General features: G+C 70.7%; 15 protein-coding genes and 1 rRNA gene. 7 read left to right on the top strand and 9 right to left on the bottom strand.

All coding sequences use genetic code 11. The features are described from left to right. A 16S ribosomal RNA gene (locus ACFYZQ_RS18725) occupies positions 1-90 on the bottom strand; the annotation flags it as partial. A 561-nt stretch (positions 91-651) separates the two neighbouring features. Between ACFYZQ_RS18725 and ACFYZQ_RS18720 the strand changes: the two genes are divergently transcribed. Both ACFYZQ_RS18720 and ptsP read left to right on the top strand, forming a co-directional pair. Further along, entirely contained in the window at positions 652-1101 is a 450-nt protein-coding gene (locus ACFYZQ_RS18720; protein ID WP_389148444.1) for a PTS glucose transporter subunit IIA, read from the top strand. A gap of 77 nt (positions 1102-1178) precedes the next feature. Further along, on the top strand, positions 1179-2849 hold the full coding sequence (gene ptsP, locus ACFYZQ_RS18715) for a phosphoenolpyruvate--protein phosphotransferase (RefSeq protein ID WP_389148441.1): 1671 nt from the start codon (positions 1179-1181) through the stop codon (positions 2847-2849). 69 nt (positions 2850-2918) lie between these two features. Here ptsP and ACFYZQ_RS18710 read toward each other — a convergent pair whose 3' ends face one another. Together ACFYZQ_RS18710 and ACFYZQ_RS18705 are read right to left on the bottom strand one after the other, a co-directional pair. Further along, positions 2919-3812 carry a hypothetical protein gene (locus ACFYZQ_RS18710; protein WP_389148438.1) on the bottom strand — a complete coding sequence of 298 codons (894 nt, stop codon included), beginning with the start codon at positions 3810-3812 and terminating at the stop codon, positions 2919-2921. A 101-nt stretch (positions 3813-3913) separates the two neighbouring features. Beyond that, the gene (locus ACFYZQ_RS18705; RefSeq protein WP_389148435.1) at positions 3914-5881 is read right to left on the bottom strand and encodes an acetoacetate--CoA ligase; all 1968 of its coding nucleotides are present in this window, start codon (positions 5879-5881) and stop codon (positions 3914-3916) included. A gap of 211 nt (positions 5882-6092) precedes the next feature. Between ACFYZQ_RS18705 and ACFYZQ_RS18700 the strand changes: the two genes are divergently transcribed. Beyond that, on the top strand, positions 6093-8450 hold the full coding sequence (locus ACFYZQ_RS18700; RefSeq protein WP_389148432.1) for a TIM-barrel domain-containing protein: 2358 nt from the start codon (positions 6093-6095) through the stop codon (positions 8448-8450). Positions 8451-8456: 6 nt separating this feature from the next. Here ACFYZQ_RS18700 and ACFYZQ_RS18695 read toward each other — a convergent pair whose 3' ends face one another. Next, positions 8457-8993 carry an NUDIX domain-containing protein gene (locus ACFYZQ_RS18695; RefSeq protein ID WP_389148429.1) on the bottom strand — a complete coding sequence of 179 codons (537 nt, stop codon included), beginning with the start codon at positions 8991-8993 and terminating at the stop codon, positions 8457-8459. Positions 8994-9219: 226 nt separating this feature from the next. On the opposite strand from ACFYZQ_RS18695, the gene ACFYZQ_RS18690 reads away from it, so the two are divergent. The 4 genes from ACFYZQ_RS18690 (at position 9220) to glpK (ending at position 13612) form a co-directional block, all read left to right on the top strand. Next, positions 9220-9666 carry a Zn-ribbon domain-containing OB-fold protein gene (locus ACFYZQ_RS18690; protein ID WP_389148427.1) on the top strand — a complete coding sequence of 149 codons (447 nt, stop codon included), beginning with the start codon at positions 9220-9222 and terminating at the stop codon, positions 9664-9666. Next, complete coding sequence (locus tag ACFYZQ_RS18685) at positions 9663-10853, top strand: lipid-transfer protein (protein WP_389148425.1); 1191 nt, start codon at positions 9663-9665, stop codon at positions 10851-10853. Before ACFYZQ_RS18690 ends, ACFYZQ_RS18685 begins: the two co-directional genes overlap by 4 nt. Positions 10854-11320: 467 nt before the next feature. After that, positions 11321-12070, top strand: a complete 750-nt coding sequence (locus ACFYZQ_RS18680) for an MIP/aquaporin family protein (RefSeq protein ID WP_389148423.1) — start codon at positions 11321-11323, stop codon at positions 12068-12070. 21 nt (positions 12071-12091) lie between these two features. Next, positions 12092-13612, top strand: a complete 1521-nt coding sequence (gene glpK, locus ACFYZQ_RS18675) for a glycerol kinase GlpK (RefSeq protein WP_389148420.1) — start codon at positions 12092-12094, stop codon at positions 13610-13612. 156 nt (positions 13613-13768) lie between these two features. Here glpK and ACFYZQ_RS18670 read toward each other — a convergent pair whose 3' ends face one another. Genes ACFYZQ_RS18670 through ACFYZQ_RS18650 form a run of 5 tightly spaced genes read right to left on the bottom strand, consistent with a single transcriptional unit; the run spans position 13769 to position 21598 of the window. Next, entirely contained in the window at positions 13769-14374 is a 606-nt protein-coding gene (locus ACFYZQ_RS18670) for an ATP/GTP-binding protein (protein WP_389148418.1), read from the bottom strand. After that, positions 14355-17972: a hydantoinase B/oxoprolinase family protein gene (locus ACFYZQ_RS18665; RefSeq protein WP_389148415.1), complete on the bottom strand. Its 3618-nt coding sequence runs from the start codon at positions 17970-17972 to the stop codon at positions 14355-14357. The genes ACFYZQ_RS18670 and ACFYZQ_RS18665 overlap by 20 nt, the downstream gene beginning before the upstream one ends. Positions 17973-17996: 24 nt before the next feature. Continuing rightward, a complete protein-coding gene (locus tag ACFYZQ_RS18660; protein WP_388794147.1) occupies positions 17997-18392 on the bottom strand; it encodes a DUF742 domain-containing protein in 396 nt (131 codons plus the stop codon). A gap of 9 nt (positions 18393-18401) precedes the next feature. Beyond that, positions 18402-18836, bottom strand: coding sequence for a roadblock/LC7 domain-containing protein (locus ACFYZQ_RS18655; protein ID WP_388794149.1), 435 nt, complete (start codon positions 18834-18836; stop codon positions 18402-18404). Then, complete coding sequence (locus tag ACFYZQ_RS18650) at positions 18833-21598, bottom strand: nitrate- and nitrite sensing domain-containing protein (protein WP_389148412.1); 2766 nt, start codon at positions 21596-21598, stop codon at positions 18833-18835. The genes ACFYZQ_RS18655 and ACFYZQ_RS18650 overlap by 4 nt, the downstream gene beginning before the upstream one ends. Positions 21599-21715 lie beyond the last annotated feature (117 nt).

Genomic DNA, 21715 nt, shown 5'->3' with positions numbered 1-21715 from the left:
AATCCCCACCGAAGTGGTTCATCGTTCGACTTGCATGTGTTAAGCACGCCGCCAGCGTTCGTCCTGAGCCAGGATCAAACTCTCCGTGAATGTTTACCGGTAATCCGGTTGAACACCACGAGAGCGGAACAGTCGAAGGAATGATCCGACTGTTCACAGCGTCCTCGCTGTGTTTTTCAAAGGAACCTCGTCCCGGTCATGATGATCGGAGACGGGGTATCAACATATCTGGCGTTGATTTTTGGCACGCTGTTGAGTTCTCAAGGAACGGTCGCTTCCTTTGTACTCACCCGAGAATCTCTCTCGCGGCTTTCCTCCGGGCGCTTCCCTTCGGTGTTTCCAACTCTATCAGTGTTTTTCCGTCTCTCTGACCACCCTCCTGCAGGCACGCAGAAGTGACCCCGAGATAGGATCTGACAAGTTGGATGCTGCTGAGCAAGGACGCTTGGTTGCGTCACCCGGTCTCGAGCAGGGTTACGACTGTACACGGGGCCTTGGAGGCCGTGCAAATCTGCTGGGCTTGTGGTCTAGACCTCTAGCCAGTAACTTCCATACGGAACCGTCACTTCCCATGTCATACCCTGCTGCCAGTGCGCCGTCCGGGACAGGTAGTGGCGGCCCATCTGTTCTCCACCCCTGGGAGGCTTCCCAATGACCACCGTGACGTCCCCGCTCGCCGGACGTGCCATCGGACTGGCAGCTGTGCCGGATCCGGTCTTCTCCGGAGCCATGGTCGGCCCGGGCACTGCGATCGACCCCGTTCGGGAGCCTTCCGAGGCCGTCTCCCCCGTCGACGGGGTCATCGTCTCTCTGCACCCGCATGCCTTCGTGGTCGTCGACGAGCAAGGGCACGGCGTACTCACTCACCTCGGTATCGACACGGTGCAGCTCAACGGCGAGGGCTTCGAACTGCTCGTCAACAAGGGGGACACGGTGACGCGCGGGCAGGCCGTCGTGCGCTGGAACCCTGCCGCCGTCGAAGCCGCAGGCAAGTCGGCGGTGTGCCCGGTCGTGGCGCTGGAGGCCACGACCGACTCCCTCTCCGACCTCCGTGACGACGGCGACGTGAAGGCCGGCGACAGTCTCTTCCTCTGGAAGTGACGCCGATGCCGTCGTAGAGACGGCGACAGAACAACCATCGCGGCGGCGGGACCCGCCGCACTATCGGAGACGGTGCAATGGAGACAACGCTGCGAGGCGTCGGCGTCAGCCACGGGGTAGCGATCGGCGAGGTTCGGCACATGGGGACGGCGGTGCTCGAGCCGCCTGCCAGGCAGATTGCGGCGGAAGAGGCGGAGCGCGAACAGGGGCGCGCCCGCCAGGCCGTGGAGGCTGTCGCCGCCGACCTGATGGCGCGCGGCAATCTGGCGGGCGGTGAAGCCCAGGCGGTGCTCGAGGCACAGGCCATGATGGCCCAGGACCCCGAGCTGATGGCGGACGTGGAGCGGCGCATCGCCGTCGGCAGCACGGCCGAGCGTGGCGTGTACGACGCTTTCGCCGCGTACCGCGAGCTGCTGGCGGGTGCGGGTGAGTACCTCGCCGGGCGCGTCGCCGACCTCGACGATGTGCGGAATCGTATCGTCGCCCGCCTGCTGGGGGTGCCCATGCCGGGTGTCCCGGACAGCGACGAGCCGTACGTACTGGTCGCCCGTGACCTCGCGCCGGCGGACACCGCGCTCCTGGACCCCGCGCTCGTGCTCGGGTTCGTGACCGAGGAGGGCGGCCCGACCAGCCACAGCGCGATCCTGGCACGGGCGCTCGGCGTCCCGGCCGTGGTGGCGCTGCCCGGCGCCGGTGAACTCGCCGAGGGCACGCTGATCGCGGTCGACGGCAGCACCGGTGACATCTTCGTGAACCCGAGCGAGGAGAAGAAGGCACAGCTCAAGGCCGCCGCGGCGGAGCGCAAGGCCGCGCTGGCCGCCTCCACCGGGCCGGGTGCCACCGCTGACGGGCACAAGGTGCCGCTGCTGGCCAACGTGGGCGGTCCGTCGGACGTCCCGGCCGCCGTCGAGGCGGGAGCGGAGGGTGTGGGGCTCTTCCGAACCGAGTTCCTGTTCCTCGACGACAGCAAGAACGCGCCGTCCATCGAGAAGCAGACCGAGGCCTATCGGCAGGTTCTCGAAGCGTTCCCCGAGAGCCGTGTCGTCGTGCGTGTCCTGGATGCCGGTGCCGACAAGCCGCTCGACTTCCTGACGCCGGCGGACGAACCGAACCCGGCGCTGGGTGTGCGGGGCCTGCGAACGTTGCTGGATCACCCCGACATCCTGCGCACACAGCTGACGGCGCTCGCGAAGGCCGCGGAGGGACTGCCGGTATACCTCGAGGTCATGGCTCCGATGGTGGCCGACCGTGCCGACGCCAGGGCGTTCGCGGACGCGTGCCGTGAGGCCGGGCTGCGGGCGAAGTTCGGCGCGATGGTGGAGATCCCCTCTGCCGCGCTGCGGGCACGCTCGATCCTTCAGGAGGTCGAGTTCCTGTCCCTGGGCACCAATGACCTCGCGCAGTACACCTTTGCCGCGGACCGTCAGGTGGGTGCGGTCTCCCGTCTGCAGGATCCGTGGCAGCCCGCCCTGCTCGACCTGGTCGCGCTGTCCGCGGAGGCGGCCAAGGCCGAGGGCAAGAGCTGCGGCGTGTGCGGTGAGGCCGCCTCGGACCCGCTGCTGGCCTGTGTGCTGACGGGTCTCGGCGTCACCTCCCTGTCCATGGGCGCCGCGTCGATTCCTTATGTCCGGGCGACGCTGGGCAAGTACACGCTGGCGCAGTGCGAGCGTGCGGCGGCGGCCGCGCGGACCGCGGACAGCGCCGCGGACGCGCGCAGTGCCGCCCAGGCGGTGCTGTCCGGCGAGTAGGCCGGGGGCCGGCACGTCGTCGGCCGTTGTCAGGGGCGCTCCGCCTGCGGTGGAGCGCCCCTCGTGCGTTCAGTGGCGGTGTTCGGCCGGCATGTCCTCCTCTCCGAGGTCGGGGGCCACGCAGTAGTCGACACCTGACTCAGGTGGGATGAGATCGCCGGTCTCGATATCGGTGCAGTAGGCGTCGAAGACCTCTCCCGCCGTCAGGGATTCGAGACCGTCTCCGCGCAGCCGCCAGCCGTAAATCCGGTCCGGCGTGCTCGGGGCGCTGGTGCGCATGACGAGTCCGCCGGGGCTGCGCGTGGCGAGGCCGACGGCGAGGACGGTGGTGAACTCCAGGGCCTCCGCCTCGTCGAGGTGGACGCTGCCGTCGGTGTTCTCGTCGGCGTGGAGGACGGAGACGAGTGCTTCGGGTGTTCCCGAGACGCTGCAGACGAGATGCCGGTCCCCCGGTGGTGCGGTGTCGAGGATACGGACGACAAGGCCGCAGGCGCGGTTGAAAGCCGCGCGGCCGATGTCCTCGCCGCAGGTCGGGCAGGGCCCGAGGCGCCCCAGCAGGCCGGTGGCGTATGCCCAGGTGGCCTGCCGGACGGCCTCGTCGACGAGGGCGGGTACGAGGTCGGTGAGTGCCTGTCCCTCGTAGGGGATCGACGGACCGGTGGCCGCGAGTTCGGCCGTGAAGCGGGTGCGGCTGACCGGCTGGTCCGGGTCGAGACCGCATTCCGCGCAGAATTCGGCGTACTCCTCCGGGTCGAAGAGGGCGACTGTGGTGTGGCTGCCCTGCGAGGCGCGGGTCCTCAGGACGTTCTCCACCTGTTGGAGGTAGGTGGCGTGGTCGTCGAAGGTGAAGGTGCGGTAGCGCCGCATGGCACGGAAGTCGTGCTCGTCGGTGAGCAGACCGATGGTGCCGGCGATTTCGCGGCGCAGGTCGCGTCGCACGGTCTGGTGGTCGGTGTGCGCCATGTTTCCCCCTGTGCGCAGTCGATCAATGCTCACTCACCGTAACCGGCGGCACTGACAATCGAGCTGCGCACTGGGGCGGCGGACGGGGACCGCCTCGTGGATCAGGCTCGCTCGCGGGCCAGTTCCTCGTAGAAGCCGAGGAGGTCGAGGTTGTCGATGGAGCCCGGGTTGACCGCCTTGTCGAGAGGGGTGCCCTGGAGGAGGCGTTTGACCGGGACCTCGATGCGCTTGCCGGTGAGGGTGTGCGGAACGCCGGGCACCTCGATGATCTCGTCGGGGACGTGCCGGGGCGAGAGTTGTTCGCGGATGGCCTGCTTGATGCGGTCGCGGAGGGTGTCGTCGAGGACGGCTCCGGGTGCCAGGTGTACGAACAGGGGCATCCAGTAGCCGCCGTCGGGCTGCTCGACACCGATGACGAGGGATTCCCTGATCTCGGGGAGGCGTTCGACGACCTCGTAGATGTCGGCCGAGCCCATGCGGACGCCCTGCCGGTTGAGGGTGGAGTCGGAGCGGCCGTGGATGACGACGGAGCCCCGCGAGGTGACGGTGATCCAGTCGCCGTGGCGCCAGACGCCGGGGTAGGTGTCGAAGTAGCTGTCGTGGTAGCGGCTGCCGTCGGGGTCGTTCCAGAAGTGGATCGGCATGGAGGGCATGGGGTTGGTGACGACGAGTTCGCCCACCTCGTCGACGACGGGATTTCCGGCCGGGTCCCAGGACTGCAGGTCGGTGCCGAGGCTCGGCGCCTGGAGTTCGCCGGTGTACACCGGGAGGGTGGGTACCGCGCCCGCGAAGCAGGAACACACGTCCGTACCGCCGCTGACCGACGCGATCCACAGGTCCTCGCGGACCTCCTCGTGCAGCCAGCGGAAGCCGTCGGGCGGCAGGGGTGAGCCGGTGGTGGCCACGCACTGCACCTGGGAGAGGTCGAATGCGCGGGACGGGTGCACGCCCGCCTTGCGGCAGGCCATGACGTACGCGGCCGAGGTGCCGTACAGGGTGGCTCCGGTTCTTTCGGCGATCCGCCACTGCGCGCCCGTGTCCGGGTAGCCGGGGCTGCCGTCGTACAGGACGACGGTCGTGCCGGTGAGAAGGCCGGAGACGAGGAAGTTCCACATCATCCAGCCGGTCGAGGTGTACCAGAAGAAACGGTCCTCGGGGCCGAGGTCGCAGTGCAGGCCGAGCTGCTTGAGGTGTTCGACGAGGATGCCGCCCTGGGACTGGACGATGGCCTTGGGCAGACCGGTCGTCCCTGAGGAGTAGAGCACCCACAGGGGGTGGTCGAACGGGACCTGCTCGAAGACGGGGTCCGCGTCGGCCGACGTCAGGGCCGACCACTCCAGGGCCCCTTCGGGCGTGTCGGTGCCGAGCAGGGGGATGTGGACGACGGCGCGCAGCGTGGGCAGTTCCCGGCGCAGTTCGGCGACGGTTTCGCGGCGGTCGTGCTCCTTGCCGCCGTAGCGGTAGCCATCGACGGTGAACAGGACCGTGGGTTCGACCTGTTGGAAGCGGTCGAGGACGCTGCGGGCGCCGAAGTCGGGCGCGCAGGAGGTCCACACCGCGCCCACGGCGGCCGTGGCGAGCAGGGCGACGACGGCCTGCGGGATGTTCGGGAGGTAACCGCTCACCCGGTCCCCGGGGCGTACGCCGAGGGCGCGCAGCTCGGTGGCGAGGGAGCCGACCTGGCGGCGCAGCTCGGACCAGGTCACCGGGCGGGGTTCGTGGGTTTCGTCGACGCACAGGAGCGCGGGTTGGTCCGGGCGGTCCTCGGCTGCGCGCAGGGCGTGTTCGGCGTAGTTCAGCGTCGCTCCGGGGAACCACTGTGCGCCGGGCATGGAGCTGTCGCCGAGCACGCGCGCGTAAGGGGTGGAGAACCGTACGTCGAACCACTCCGTGACGGCCTTCCAGAAGGTGTCGAGGTGGTCGACGGACCAGCGGTGCAGTGCGGGGTAGCCGCCTTCGGACGGGGCGCCGTGGTGCTCGGCCGCCCAGGCCTGGAACTGGGTGATCCGGGCTCGGGCGATCCTTTCCTGGTCCGGCTGCCAGAGCGGCTGGGGGTTCGCGGTCGACATGGGGCTGCTCCCGGACTGTGCGCTTCGTGGGCGTCGGTCGCGCACGGGCTGGATGTGCGCGCACGCGGCTGACACGGACGATGCCATGTGATCGATTTCTACACCAGGGTGTCCCCCACACGGACCGCCTCGTGAAGATGTGCTCCCGGCACGGGTGAACGGAAGTTGAACGACACGCGCGCGTAGCACGGGCAATGGCAGGCTGAGCAGCATGGATGGTCGGGACCTGGTGCGTTCGGTGAAGGTGGTGAGCTCGACGGGGGCGGCGCAGGGGCTGCGTACCGTACGGGCGGCGTGGCGCAGGAGGCGCACGGACGCCGTCGGGCTGCGGCCACGGGGGGCCGAGCGTGCGCGGGTGCCCGGTCCGGTGCAGGGGGCGGAGCCGGGGCCCGGGGGTGGTGTCGTCCGCTTCAGCCGGTCCGAGCTGCGGATCACGGTGGCGGTGAACGGTGCTGTCTTCTGGGGTTGGGACGGAGCCGGGCCCGAGCCGTCGTACGCGCTGGCCGGGCGCTGCCCGGAGCCGGACCCCCGGGCCGTCCTGGAGCCGGACAAGGACGGGGGCTGGCGCGTGGTGGCGGAGCGTGTGACGGTCTCCGTCTCCAAGCACGGTGCCGTCGAGGTGTGCACGCCCGGCGGGGTCATGCTGCGCCGCGATCTTCCGCCGCGGTGGTGGGAGCCGGTGGGCGGGGGCACCGCGCGCTGGATGCAGCGGTCCGAGGTGGCGGCCGACGCGCGCTTCTTCGGGCTGGGCGGGCGGGCTTCGGGGCCGCGGTTGCGGGACGGGACGTACCGGCTGTGGAACACCGATCCCGGCCGTGCCTTCGCCCCCGGTGACGATCCGCTGTACATCACCATGCCCGTTCAGCTGGTGGTGTCGGACGCGGCTACGCACCTGGTGTTCCACGACACCTCGTGGGACGGGACGGTCTCTCTGCGCGAGGGTGAGGAGGGGGCGGGTTCCGGGCACGATCGCGCGGGACGGTGCGAGCTGCGGATGGAAGGCGGCCCGTTGCGCTGCTGGGTGATGGTGGGCACCCCCGCGCGCGTGCTGCACGCCTGGGCCTCGCTCAGTGGGGCGCCCGCCCTGCCGCCCACATGGGCTCTGGGCCACCACCACGCCCGCTGGGGTTTCGGCAGTGAGCAGGAGGTGCGGCGGATCGTCGCGGGTTATCAGGAGCGGGGCCTGCCGCTGGACGCGGTCCACCTGGACATAGATCACTACGACGGGCATCAGGTCTTCACCGTCGACCGGGAGCGTTTCCCCAAGCTGCCGGTACTCGCGGAGGAGCTGCGTCGGGACGGGATCCGGCTGGTGTCGATCGTCGATCCGGCGGTCAAGGCGGATCCGGGCAATGCGGTGTACGACGGCGGGGCGGCTGTCGACGCCTTCGTGCGGGACGCCTCGGGCCGGACGGTGCGGGGCGTGGTCTGGGCCGGGGAGTCGGTCTATCCGGACTTCACGCACGCGCGCGTGCGGAAGTGGTGGGGCGGGCTCTACGAGGAGCGGCTCGCGCAGGGCTTCGCCGGGTTCTGGCACGACATGAACGAACCGACGTCGTTCAACGCGTTCGGCGAGTCGACCCTCCCCCGTTCGGCTCGGCACTCCCTGGAGGGACGTGGCGGGGATCACCAGGAGGCGCACAACGTGTACGCGCTGTGCATGGCCAGGGCGGGTTACGTGGGACTGCGCGAGCTGGCACCGCGGGAACGGCCGTTCGTCTTCTCTCGCTCGGGCTGGGCGGGCATGCAGCGCTACGGCGGTTCGTGGTCCGGTGACGTGGGCACGGGCTGGCCGGGGTTGCGTGCCTCCCTGTCACTGGTGCTGGGGCTAGGTCTGTGCGGGGTGCCGTACTCGGGACCGGATGTGGGCGGTTTCGACGGGAGTCCCTCGCCCGAGCTGTATCTGCGGTGGTTCCAGCTCGGCGCGTACCTGCCGCTGTTCCGTACGCACGCGAGTCTGCGTGCGGGGCGCAGGGAGCCGTGGGCGTTCGGAGCCGAGGTGCTCGAGCACGCGCGCGTGGCGCTTCTGGGACGCCGGCGTCTGCTGCCGTACTTCGTGACGCTGGCGCACCTGGCCCGGCGTACGGGCGCGCCGTATGTGCGCCCCGTCTGGTGGGGTGAGCCCGAGGACCGAGCGTTGCGGGACTGCGAGGACGCCTTCCTGCTGGGTGACTGCCTGCTGGTCGCGCCGGTGCTGGATCCGGGCGGGGACCGGCGTGCGGTGCGGCTGCCGCGCGGACGCTGGTACGACATCGCGACGGAGCAGGTGTACGAGGGACCGGCGCAGGTGCTGGTCGACGCCCCGCTGTCGCGGATCCCGGTGTTCGCGCGTGCCGGGGCGGTGCTTCCCGTGCAGGGCGACGACGGGCTGGAGCTGGAGGTGTGGGCGCCGGAGCGGGGACGTACCGGGGCCGGTCTGGTGGTACCGGACGCGGGCGACGGTTGGGACGAGCCGGAGATCGAGCGCTACGTCGCCCGTTGGCGGGGCCGGCGGGTGGTGGTGATGCGGGAGCGGGAGGACGGCGAGGGCGAGCCGTCCTACCCGGTGCGCGTACGCGGGCTCGGGTGAGACCGGTCAGAGGTAGCGGCCCTCGAACCATGCCCGCGCGGCCAGCGTGTGCAGCGGGAAGGCGAGCTCCTCCGGCCTGCGCAGCAGGTGCCAGCCCTCTGTCTCGTCCGTAGGTCCGGATTGCGGCAGCCCTTCGGCGGGGCGTTCCGGCAGGAGCCCGAACAGCAGGAGGTGTCCGTCGGGCGAGCTCATGGCGTCGGCCAGGCGGACGTCGCGGGCCGCCGCCTCGATGCCCGTCTCCTCCTTGAGTTCGCGGACGACGGCCTGCCGCCAGTCCTCACGGTCGTCGATGAAGCCGCCCGGCAGTGCCGTACCCCCGCGCGCGGGGGTGACGGTCCGGGTGATGACGACCAGGGCGGTGCCCTTCGTGTCGTACACGGGCTGGAGGGCGACAGCGACCGGCAGTGGATTGCGGTAGGTGACGGTCCCACAGGAGGAGCAGGTGCGGGGCCAGCCGGAGACTTCCTCTCCGTAGGGCGCTCCGCAGCTCGAACAGTGCGAGTTCGGCACGGAGTTGACAGATGGTTGCTGATTCTCGGACACGCGCGGACTGTATCCGATCGCAGGAAGGGCGTCTTCCGGAAGCAGCCGGACTCCGCGTCGTAAGGAAACGGAAGGGTGGCCGGAACCACCCCCGTCGGCCCCGGCCACCCCTCCCGATTACACGACGCCGTAGGGGACCGTCCGGTTCTGTGGGACGGCCTGCCGTTTTCCGGTTACCCGTGGCACACTGCTGACGATCCGTCAGATGAGTTGCGAGGGAGGGACCTTGTCGCCAAAACGCACACCTGCGGTCGCCGGCTGGTTCACCGGTGAGGGAGACGGTTTCCGGCTCCTCGGCACGCGGTGCTCGCTCTGCGCCTCGGTCTTCTTCCCCCGGGAGGACACCCACTGCCGCAACCCCGGGTGTCGTGGCGGCGCCCTCGAGGAGGTACCGCTGTCGCGGCGGGGCCGGATCTGGTCGTACACCGACGGCCGGTACCGGCCGCCGTCACCCTATGTGAGCGATCCGGAACTTCCCTGGGAGCCGTACACGTTGATCGCCGTGGAGCTGGAGTCCGAGCGGATCGTCGTGCTGGGGCAAGCCGTACCCGGGATCACCGTGACCGACCTGACGGTGGGCATGGAGGTGGAGGTCGTCCCGGGAGTGCTGTTCGAGGACCCGGGGACGACCTGGACGACTTGGCGCTGGAGGCCGACGGAGGTGACGGCGTGACCGCGGACGTGGCGGTGCTCGGCGTGGGCATGCATCCGTGGGGCAAATGGGGTCGCGGCTTCGTCGAGTACGGCGCGGCGGCGGCCCGGACGGCCCTGGCGGACGCCGGACTGGACTGGCGGGACATCCGCTCGATCGTGGGCGCCGACACGGTGCGCGGGGGATATCCGGGGTATGTCGCGGGCGCCGCGTTCGCCAGGGCCCTGGGCTGGCAGGGCGCCCGGGTCGCCAGTGTGTACGCGGCATGCGCTTCCGGGGCGCAGGCCATCGCCACGGCCCGGGCGCAGATCCTCGCCGGGCTCGCGGACCCGGTACTGGTGGTGGGCGCGGACTCGGCTCCCAAGGGCTTCTTCCGGCCGGGCGGCGGAGACCGGCCCGACGATCCGGACTGGCTGCGGTTCAGGCTGCTCGGTGCGACGAACCCGGCCTACTTCGGGCTGTACGCGCGCCGGCGGATGGCGGTGCACGGGGACACCCCGGAGGACTTCGCGCTGGTCAAGGTCAAGAACGCGGCGGTCGGGGCGCTGAACCCGTACGCGCGGTACCGCAAGCGGGTGACCCTCGAGGATGTGGCCGGCTCCGCGATGGTCGCCGATCCGCTGCGGCTGCTCGACATCTGCGCGACCTCCGACGGAGGTGCGGCGCTGGTGCTGTCCAGCACGGACTTCGCGCGCCGGCACAGCGTCACCGCGCCAGTGCGGATCCGCGCGGTGTCCACGGTGACACCGCGTTACCCGAACAGCGTGCTGGACCTGCCGGACATCGCCACGGACTCCGCGGCCGGGGTGGCGCCCCCGGACGAGACGTTCCGGGCCTCGATCGCCCTGGCCGCCTACGAGGAGGCCGGAATCGGGCCGGAGGACCTGTCCCTGGCCGAGGTGTACGACCTCTCCACTGCTCTGGAACTGCAGTGGTACGAGGACCTGGGCCTGTGCGGCGAGGGCGAGGGCGCGAAGCTGCTGCGGGAAGGCGCCACGGCCCTGGGCGGCCGGACACCGGTGAACGCCAGTGGCGGGCTCGCCTCCTTCGGCGAGGCGGTGCCGGCCCAGGCGATCGCCCAGGTCTGCGAACTGACCTTGCAGTTGCGGGGCCACGCCGGAGACCGGCAGGTCGCCGGAGCGCAGGTGGGGATCACCGCGAACCAGGGTCTGTTCGGGCACGGATCGTCGGTCGTCGCGGTCCGCTGAGAAGCCGGGCGCCGGGGCCGGCGTGCCGGGGACGACGGGGTGTCAGGGCGCTCGGGTGTGCCGGACCGGCGGGTCACCGGATCCGGCGCGGTTCCGCCGCGACGGCCGCCCAGGCCGGGTGCGCCGCCGCGGAGCCACTGGGCTGAGAGGACGGACCCCTCCCCGCAAGTGGTTGTCACCGCCTGCGTCGGCAGCCTTGACGCTCCCGGAGCACCGGTGAACACTTCCCGTGTCGGTCGACATCGCCGTACATTCCCGGCGCAATCAGGCATGGCGCCGCGCGGGTTGCTCCTGAGCCACGACCCGCTCCCCCACCAGCGATTCGGCTGCAGAGGCACGCTCGTCACGGACGCCGGGCGGGGCGCGGGACCTTCCCTGCCTTCGGCTGAAGTCGCCAAGGGAAACGTCCCTGCACCCGGGGCCGGGCCACCGCGCCGGTTCCCCCGGACCAGCGCCCAGGAGCCGCAATGAGCAATCAGGACATATTCGTCGGCGAGGTCATCGGCACCGCGATCCTCATTCTGTTCGGTGCCGGCGTCTGCGCCGCGGTCACCCTCAGATACTCCAAGGCACGGGCCTCGGGCTGGGTGGTGATCGCCTTCGGCTGGGGATTCGCGGTACTGGCCGGCGCGTACACCGCCGCTCCGCTGTCCGGGGGTCAGCTCAACCCCGCCGTCACCATCGGCATCGCCGTCGACACCGGCAAGTGGGGCAAGGTCTGGCTCTACCTGCTGGGCCAGATCGTCGGTGCGATGCTCGGTGCCGTCCTGGCCTACCTGGTCTACCTCGCCCAGTTCCAGGCCAACGTCCGTACGGAAGGCACCACCGAGGGAACCGCCGACGAACCGGTGCCCACCCTGGGCATCTTCTCGACCATCCCGGAGATCCGCAATCCCGTCGCCAACCTGATCACGGAGATCATCGCGACGATCGCCCTGGTCCTGCCAATCCTCGCCTTCGGGCTGACCAAGGGGCTCGGCGAGTCCGGCACCACCGTGCTGATCGTCTCGTTGCTGGTGACCGGTATCGGCCTCTCCCTGGGCGGGCCGACCGGCTATGCGATCAACCCCGCGCGCGACCTCGGCCCGCGCATCGTGCACACCTTCCTGCCGATTCCCAACAAGGGCAGCTCCGACTGGGGTTACGCCTGGGTCCCGGTCGTCGGCCCGCTGATCGGCGGGACGCTCGCGGGCCTCATCTACAAAGCAGCCTTCTGACCCAGCGACCAAGGGGCAGCCATGACGGACAACGCCGAGAAGTACGTCGCCGCGATCGACCAGGGCACCACCTCCAGCCGCTGCATCATCTTCGACCACAGTGGTGGGATCGTCGCCGTGGACCAGCGCGAGCACCGCCAGATCTTCCCGAAGCCGGGCTGGGTGGAGCACGACGCCACCGAAATCTGGTCCAAGGTCCAGGCGGTGGTCGCCGGGGCCATCGCCAAGGCGGGGCTGCGCGCCGACCAGGTCAGCGCACTCGGTATCACCAACCAGCGCGAGACGACGGTCCTGTGGGACCGGGCCACCGGCAAACCCGTGCACAACGCGATCGTCTGGCAGGACACCCGCACCGCGTCCCTGTGCCACGAACTGGGCGGCAGCGACGGGCAGGACCGTTTCCGCGAGCAGACGGGGCTGCCGCTGGCGAGCTACTTCTCCGGCCCCAAGGCGGCCTGGTTGCTGGACACCGTGCCGGGGCTCAGGGATCGCGCCGAGCGTGGGGAGATCGCCTTCGGGACCATCGACTCCTGGCTGATCTGGAATCTCACCGGAGGCACGGACGGCGGACGGCACGTCACCGACGTGACCAACGCCGGACGCACCATGCTGATGAACCTTCGGACGCTGCAGTGGGACGCGTCCATCCTGTCCGCGATGGACGTGCCCGAAGCGGTCCTTCCCGAGATCAGGTCCTCGGCCGAGGTCTACGGCACTGCGGTCGGCCAGCTCGCGGGCGTACCCGTCGCGTCGGCGCTGGGCGACCAGCAGGCCGCCGTTTTCGGCCAGGCCTGCTATGACGTGGGGACGGCGAAGAACACCTACGGCACGGGCAGCTTCCTGCTGCTCAACACCGGCGACCGGCCGGTTCCCTCCAAGAGCGGGCTGCTGACCACCATGGGCTACAAGATCGGCGACGAGGCCCCGGTCTACTGCCTGGAGGGGTCGATCGCGATCACGGGCGCGCTGGTGCAGTGGTTCCGCGACCAACTCGGCATCATCCGCACGGCCGACGAGATCGAGACGCTCGCGGCGAGTGTCGAGGACAACGGCGGCGCGTACATCGTGCCCGCGTTCTCGGGCCTGTTCGCCCCGTACTGGCGCGCCGACGCACGCGGGGTCGTCACGGGCCTGACCCGTTACGTGACCAAGGCCCATCTCGCGCGCGCGGTCCTGGAGGCGACGAGCTGGCAGACACGGGAGGTCGTGGACGCCATGTTCCAGGACTCCGGGGTGCGGATCACGACCCTGAAGGTGGACGGCGGCATGACCAAGAACAATCTGCTCATGCAGCATCAGGCAGATGTCCTCGGGGTGCCGGTGATCCGGCCCCGGGTCTCCGAGACGACCTGCCTGGGCGCCGCGTACGCGGCCGGCCTCGCCACGGGGGTGTGGAACGACCTCGACGAGCTGAAGGCGCACTGGCAGAAGGACGCGGAGTGGACGCCCGCCATGGCAGCGCCCGTCAGGGACCGCGAGTACCGCAACTGGCGCAAGGCCGTGGAGAAGAGCTTCGGCTGGCTGGAGGAGGGCGCCGGCTAGCCGGCACCGCGGACGGCTGCATCCCGCCGCACCGGTTGTGGGTGAGTTCCACGCACGCGTGCCGCATACGCGGGCGTGTGCGCGGGCACCCGCACAGAACCTCGGCCCGTACCCCGGTCGGCGGGGGTACGGGCCGCGCCGTGGCCTGACGGTGCGTCACATGGTGACGGTTTGACGGGTGTCGGCCGCGTACGCCATCGCATGCCGGACGACGCCGATGAGCAGGTCCTTGACGGACTCACGGTCGCGGGCGTCGCACAGCACGAGCGGTACGTCGTCGTCGAGGTCGAGGGCCTGACGGACGTCCTCGACCGGGTAACGGGCGGCTCCCTCGAAGCAGTTGATACCGACGAGGAAGGGGATGGCGCGTCGCTCGAAGTAGTCGACGGCGGCGAAGCAGTCCTCCAGACGGCGGGTGTCCACCAGGACCACGGCACCGAGCGCGCCTTCGGAGAGCTCGTCCCACATGAACCAGAACCTTTCCTGCCCGGGCGTCCCGAACAGGTACAGCACCAGGTCCTCGCGCAGCGTGATGCGGCCGAAGTCCATGGCCACGGTGGTGGTGCGCTTGCCCTCCACACCGCTGGTGTCGTCGACGGGGCGGCCGGCCTCGGTGAGCAGTTCCTCGGTGCGCAACGGCCTGATCTCGCTGACCGCGCCGACGAGGGTCGTCTTGCCCACGCCGAAGCCGCCGGCCACCAGGATCTTGAGCGTGACGGGCTCGACCGGGGGCTTGCCGCGCTCAGAACGCCCGAAGATCATCGATCTCTTCTCCTGCTTGATGGGGGTCGGGTGACGGCGGGCCGTAGCCTCCGCCGCCAGGGGTCTCGATGACGAGTACGTCGCCGGGGCCGACGTCGGCCGAGTCGCTCCCGCCGAGTGCGGTGACCGTGCCGTCTGCCCGTTCCACACGGTTGGAACCCAGGGCGCCCGGACAGCCGCCCGCCATGCCGTACGGGGGGACCCGGCGGTGCTGGGACAGCGTGGAGACCGTCATGGCCTCACAGAACCGGATGCGGCGCACCGCGCCGTCACCGCCGCGCCAGCGCCCGGCGCCACCGCTTTTGCGGCGGACCGCGAACTCCTCGAGCAGCACGGGCAGCCGCCACTCCAGGACTTCCGGGTCGGTCAGGCGGGAGTTGGTCATGTGGGTCTGCACGACGCTCGCCCCTGGAAAGCCGTCGCCGGCGCCGGATCCGGAAGCCACGGTTTCGTAGTACTGGTGGCGGTCGTTGCCGAAGGTGACGTTGTTCATGGTCCCGGATCCCTCGGCCTGCACGCCCAGCGCCGCGTAGAGAGCGCCGGTGATGGCCTGGGAGGTCTCGACATTGCCCGCGACGACCGCGGCCGGCGGTTCCGGGGCGAGCATCGAGCGTGGCGGCACGATGATGTCCAGGGGACGCAGACAGCCGTCGTTGAGCGGGATGTCGTCGGCCACCAGGGTGCGGAAGACGTAGAGCACAGCGGCGTCGACCACGGACAGCGGGGCGTTGAAGTTGGTGGCGAGCTGGGCGGAGGTGCCGGTGAAGTCGATGGTGGCGCGGCGGGCGTCACGGTCCACGCGGACCCGCACGCGGATGACGGCGCCCGAGTCGGTCTCGTAGGCGTACTCGCCGTCGTCCAGGGCGTCGATTACGCGGCGGACGGCCTCGGCAGCGTTGTCCTGGACGTGCCGCATGTAGGCCTGGACGACGTCGAGGCCGAAGTTCTCGATCATGCGGCCGACCTCGTCGACGCCCTTCTGGTTGGCGGCGATCTGGGCGCGCAGGTCGGCGAGGTTGGTCCGGGGGTTGCGGGAAGGGTGGGGCGCGTCGGTGAGGAGGCGGAGGGTCTCCACCTCGCGGAGCCTGCCGTTCTCGGCGAGCAGCCAGTTGTCGAAGAGGACGCCCTCCTCCTCGATGGTGCGGCTGCCCGCGGGCATGGAGCCTGGCGCGATGCCGCCGATCTCGGCGTGGTGACCGCGTGAGGCGACGTAGAAGAGGATTCGGTCACCGTGCGTGTCGAAGACCGGTGTGATGACGGTGACGTCCGGCAGATGGGTGCCGCCGTGGTACGGGTCGTTGACGGCGTACGCGTCACCCGGACGCATGGCCTCGCCGCGGCGGCGGACGACCTCCTTGACGCTGGTGCCCATGGAGCCGAGGTGGACGGGGATGTGAGGGGCGTTGGCCACCAGGTTTCCGTCCGGGTCGAACAGAGCGCAGGAGAAGTCCAGGCGTTCCTTGATGTTGACGGACTGGGCCGTGGATTCCAGCCGTGCGCCCATCTGCTCGGCGATCGACATGAAGAGGTTGTTGAAGACCTCGAGCAGGACGGGGTCGACTTTCGTGTCGAGATCGGAACTCTGCGTAGTCGCCGTGCGTTCCATGACCAGATGCCCGTCGTCGGTGGCCGCGGCCCGCCAGCCGTCGTCGACGACGGTCGTCGCGCCGGCCTCGGCGATGATCGCGGGGCCTGTGACGGACTCGCCGGGGGGCAGGTGCTCGCGGCGGTACAGGGATACGTCGCGCCAGCCGCCGCCGGTGTGGAGCCGGACGGTCTCCGGGGCGGCGGTGTGGCCCTCGTAGGCGGCGAGGGCGGACAGATCGGGGGGTTCCGTGATGCCGGTGGCTTCCACGGAGAGGGCTTCGACCATGACAGGGCGGTCGAGGGTGAAGGAGTACGTGGCGCGATGACGTTCTTCGAAGGCCTGCCTCATGGAGTCGGGCTCGGCCAGCCGGACGGTGAGGGTGGTGTCCGTGCCGTCGTAGCGGAGCTGGGCGCGGCGGGTGACCCGGATGCGCTCCGCCGGGATGTCCCCGGCGAGGAGTTCCGCTCGGGCCGCGGCCTCCAGTTCGTCGGCCGTCTTGTGCACGCCGGGCATCGAGGCGGCCTGCAGAGGCGCCTCGACGGACTGCTCGCGCATCGCTGTGGTGTCGGCCAGGCCGATGCCGAGCGCGGAGAGGACCCCGGCCATCGGCGGTACGAGCACGGTGCGGACACCGAGGGAGTCGGCGACCATGCACGCGTGCTGGCCGCCCGCTCCGCCGAAGGTGGTGAGGGCGTAGCGGGTGACGTCGTGGCCCTTCTGCACGGAGATCCGCTTCACGGCGTTGGCGATGTTGGCGACGGCGATCTGCAGGTAGCCCTCGGCGACCTGCTCGGCGGTGCGGTCGTCGCCGGTCCGCTCGCGGATTTCGCGCGCGAGGGCGGTGAAGCGGTCCCGGACGAGTTCGTCGTCGAGGGGCTGGTCGCCGCCGGGGCCGAAGACGTGGGGGAAGTGCCCGGGCTGGATACGCCCGAGCATGACGTTGGCGTCGGTGACGGCGAGCGGGCCGCCGCCGCGGTAGCAGGCGGGCCCCGGGTCCGCGCCCGCCGAGTCCGGCCCCACGCGGTAGCGGGAGCCGTCGAAGTGCAGGACCGAGCCACCGCCGGCGGCGACGGTGTGGATGTCCAGCATGGGGGCGCGCAGCCGGACGCCCGCGAGCTGTGTGGTGAAGACGCGTTCGTACTCGCCGGCGAAGTGGGAGACGTCGGTGGAGGTGCCGCCCATGTCGAAGCCGATGACCCGGTCGAATCCGGCCAGCTGGGACATGCGGGCCATGCCGACGATGCCGCCGGCCGGCCCGGACAGGATGGCGTCCTTGCCGCGGAACTGGCCGGCCTCGGCGAGTCCGCCGTTGGACTGCATGAACATCAGCGGAACGCCCTCGAGTTCCCCGGCGACGTGCTGGACGTAGCGGCGCAGCACGGGCGAGAGGTAGGCGTCGACGACCGCGGTGTCCCCGCGCGGGACGAGTTTCATCAGCGGGCTGACCTCGCTGGACAGCGAGATCTGCGGGAAGCCGGCGCGGGCGGCGAGCTCGCCGACGGTCCGCTCGTGGGCCGGGTGGAGGTGGCTGTGCAGGAAGACGACGGCGACGGCGCGGATCCCGTCGTCATAGGCCTCCTGGAGCGGGCCCGCGAGCTTGTCCGGGTCGGGTGCGCGCAGGACGGTGCCGTCGGCCGTGATGCGCTCGTCGACCTCGACGACCCGTTCGTACAGCAGCTCCGGCAGTTCGATGCGGCGGGCGAAGATGCGGGGCCGGTTCTGGTAGGCGATGCGCAGGGCGTCGCGGAAGCCTCGGGTGACGAGCAGCAGGGTGCGCGCGCCCTTGCGCTCCAGGAGGGCGTTGGTGGCGACCGTCGTGCCCATACGGACCGCCTCGACGGGCTCCTCGGAGCCGTCGAGGAGGGCGCGTACGCCTGCCACGGCGGCGTCGGCGTACCAGGCGGGGTTGTCGGACAGCAGCTTGTGGTTGAGCAGCCGGCCGTCCGGGCACCGCGCGACGATGTCGGTGAAGGTGCCGCCTCGGTCGACCCAGAACTGCCAGCCTGTCACGTCGCTACCCCGCTTCCGCGCCGGTCACAGCGCCCGGAGGCCGTTGATCACGTCGCGCAGAATACTCTCGTCCGGCAGCTCGGCCGGGGGCACCGGCCGGTTGACGTGGACGAGTTCCTCGTTCACGAGATCGCCGATGAGGACCCGCACCACCCCGATGGGCAGGTCGAGCTCCGAAGCGAGTTCGGCGACCGACTGCGGCGTCTCGCGACAGAGTTCGACGATGTCCACGTGTTCCGGGGACAGCGTCTGGTCCGCTTCCGGATCGTCCGCGTGGGGTTCCGTGACGACCACCGCGATCAGGTCGAGGCGGTGCTGGGCCGCACTGGTGGTGCGGCCGCGCGTCATGGCGTACGGGCGGACGACCGGTCCGGCCTCGTCGTCGAACCAGTGGCTTTTCCCTTGACCGTCTCCGCTCATGTCATTCCACTACCCGCCGGCGGGCAGATCGGTGCGCGGCGCGGTGCCCAGATGCACACCCACCCGCTTGACCAGGAGCGTCATCTCGTACGCGACCTGGCCCACGTCCGAGTCGGCGTCGGAGAGGACGGCGAGGCAGCTGCCGTCGCCCGCGGCCGTCACGAACAGAAAGGCGTCGTCGAGCTCCACGACCGTCTGCCGGACATTGCCCGCCTCGAAATGCCGGCCGACGCCCTTGGCGAGGCTGTGGAAGCCGGAGGCGACGGCGGCCAGGTGCTCGCTGTCCTCCCTGGTGATGTCCTTGGACACCCCCGTGGCAAGGCCGTCGCCGGAGAGCACGACGGCCTTGCGGATACTGGCCACCCGGTCGACGAGGTCGTCGAGGAGCCAGTTCAGCCCTCCGTTGTTCGTCGCGCTGTGGCCGGTCGCCTTCGGTGCGGTCATCGACCGTCCCCCTCTGTCGTTCCTTGTGCTGTGCCGTTCCGGGCTCCGTCGCCCGCGGCGTTCTCCTCACGGCCGCGCTGCCAGCCGCGCTGGAGCGAGGCCATACGGCTGCGTACCTCGTCTGCGTCACGCTCGGCCGGCTCCGTCCGGGGCTCTGCCCGCCGTGCGGTGTCCTGCCGCAGCTGTGGGGCCAGGCTGGCCTGCCGGACGCGTCTGGGCAACGGACCGGTGCCGGGCCCGGTGTCCTGGGCAGTGCCCTGTTGCGACGCATCGTCCGGGGCCGTGGCCGGGTGCTGGGTCCGTTCGTCGACGCGGCCGGCCGGTCCGGTGTCCCGGCGGGCCGCCGCCTCGCCGCGGCGGCGGTTCGGCAGTGGAGCCAGGCCCGCGTCGGGTTCCGGGCGGCGTGGTCCGGAGTCCGGGAACGGCCTCTCGTCCGCCCGGTCGCGCCTGGGCCGCTGTTCGGTGACGGGCCGCCCGTGCGAGCTGACCAGCTTGGGCGTACGACGCCGGGGCAACGGCACCGGGGCGCTGGGGGCGTCGTCGGCGTTCGGCGGGTGTGCGGCTCCGGGGGCCTGCGGGCGGGGCGTGCCCGCCCGGGACCAGGCCTCGTCGTCCGCGCCGGCGAGCGAGCGGCGGGCGCGGAAGAGGCCTCCGCGTTCGCTTCCCTCGTCGGTGAGGGGTCCCGGGTAGCCGTCCAGGGCGTCCAGGTCGACGGGTGCCTCCAGCTCGACCGGGCCGTCCAGCGGCGATGCGGGCACGCCGGGCGGTTGCGCGGGTGCCTGGGTGAGCGCCGGGTTACGGCCCTCCTTGCCGGTGGCCGGCCTAAGGGGCTCGCGGTCGAGGCGGAAACCGAGGCCGTTGGTGTCCGGGACGTCGTCGGTGAGCAGGACGTCGGGGATGAAGACCACGGCAGTGGTGCCGCCGTAGGGCGACGGCTGCAACGAGACCCGGACGTTCTGGCGCTGAGCGAGCCGGCTGACCACGAACAGGCCGAGCCGGTCGGTGTCGGAGAGTTCGAACTCGGGCGTCTCGGCGAGCCGGAGGTTGGCCTCCAGCAGCGCCTCGGCCGCCATGCCGAGGCCGCGGTCGTGGATCTCCAGGGTGAAGCCGTTGGCGACCCGCTCGCCGAGGACCTGGACGGCGGTGTGCGGCGGCGAGAAGACCGTGGCGTTCTCGAGGAGTTCGGCCACCAGATGGGTGAGGTCGGCGACGGCCGGGCCGGTGACCGCGACGCGCGGCAGCCGGCGGACCTCGATGCGCTCGTAGTCCTCGACCTCGGCCACGGCGGCCCGGACGATGTCCATGAGCTGCACGGGCTTGCGCCACTGCCGCGAAGGAGCGGCACCGGAGAGGATCACCAGGCCCTCGGCGTGCCGGCGCATGCGGGTGGTGAGGTGGTCGAGGCGGAAGAGGTCGGCGAGTTCGTCGGTGTCCTCGGTCCTGCGCTCCATGGTGTCGAGGAGGGTGAGCTGTTTGTGCAGGAGCACCTGGCTGCGGCGGGCGAGGTTGACGAAGACCTCGGCGACTCCGGAGCGCAGCTCGGCCTGCTTGACGGCGGCCTCGACGGCGGCGCGCTGCAGCGTGTTGAGCGCCTGGCCGACCTCGCCGATCTCGTTCTTGTCGTACTCCAGGCGCGGAACCTCGGTTTCCACGTCGACCTGCTCGCCCGCGGAGAGGCGGCGCATCACACTGGGCAGCCGGACACCGGATGCCTCGTGCGCCTCCAGGCGCAGTTGCCGCAGATCGCGGATGAGCGCGCGGCCGACTCGTACGGACAGGAAGACGGAGAGCAGCAGGGCCACCAGTCCGAGGACGCCGGCGACGGCCGCCTGGACGATCACGCTCACGGCCTCCGGGCGGATACGGTCCTGATAGCGGTCGCCGACCTGGTCGTCCAGGGTGCGCAGTCCGTCGAGCACACGGCCGGCGGTGGTGTCCCAGGTCTTGGCGGTGACGCCGTGGGGCGTTCCGGATCGGTCGGCGATGACGGCCTGTTCGGCCGTGCGCAGCGGCGCGGCGGTGGCGTTCTTCCAGAAGCGGTCGTAGCGCTCGCGTTCCGACGACGGCAGCAGCGGGAGGCTGATGTCGTACAGGAGGTCGCGCTGGGCGACGAGGTCGGACACGTCCCGGGTCTCGTCGGTGGTGAGCTTCCCGACCACCAGGGCGGAGCCGACCAGGGCGTCCTCGCGGGAGAGCAGTTCGCGGGCGCGGGTGATGTTCACGAGCGCGCGGGCCTGCTTGTCCATCTCCACGTTGTCGACGCCGTCGAGGGAGGCCAGCAGGGTGTAGCACGGGTCGATGAGGCGGTTGTAGCGGTCGAGGGCCTGGGCGCGGGTCACCGTGCCCTCCTGGACACTGCTGCGCAGTGAGCCGACGCCTTCGAAGGCGTCGAGGACGGCGGTGAGGCGTTCGTGGTCGTCCTGGTCCATTCCGTCGCGGACGTCGGGATCCTGCGCTTCCTTACGGAGCTTCGCGATGGCGGAGTCGGTGGCGGTGCGGGTGCGACGGAGCGCGGAGAGAGCGTCGGACACCCGCGGGTCGGCGAGGTAGACCAGGGTCTGGCGGCGTTCCTGCTGCAGGACGCGGACGGCGTCCTCGGTGGGATAGCCGATGTTCTCCACGACGTCCGTGACGTGGAAGAGCTGGGCCACTTCACGGCCCGTGAGCACCGTCGCGAAGCCCCAGATGACGGTCAGGGACACCAGCGGCACGAGAAGCAGCGCCACGATCTTCCGGCGGATGGACTTCCCGCGAAAGCGCATGGCCTCCCCCAGCTCGGCCCCCGCCGACCGGGGGTACAGACGTGCGTCAACAAACGGCGCGAGCCTACTACCGCCACACCGTTAACTCGAAGACGAGTCCGGAAGGTGAACTTCCGC

It is taken from the genome of Streptomyces sp. NPDC001843 (assembly GCF_042891955.1).
In the GTDB taxonomy this organism is placed as follows: Bacteria; Actinomycetota; Actinomycetes; order Streptomycetales; family Streptomycetaceae; genus Streptomyces.
Note: the sequence above shows the minus strand (reverse complement) of the source record. Positions and strands in the feature narration are given on the sequence as shown.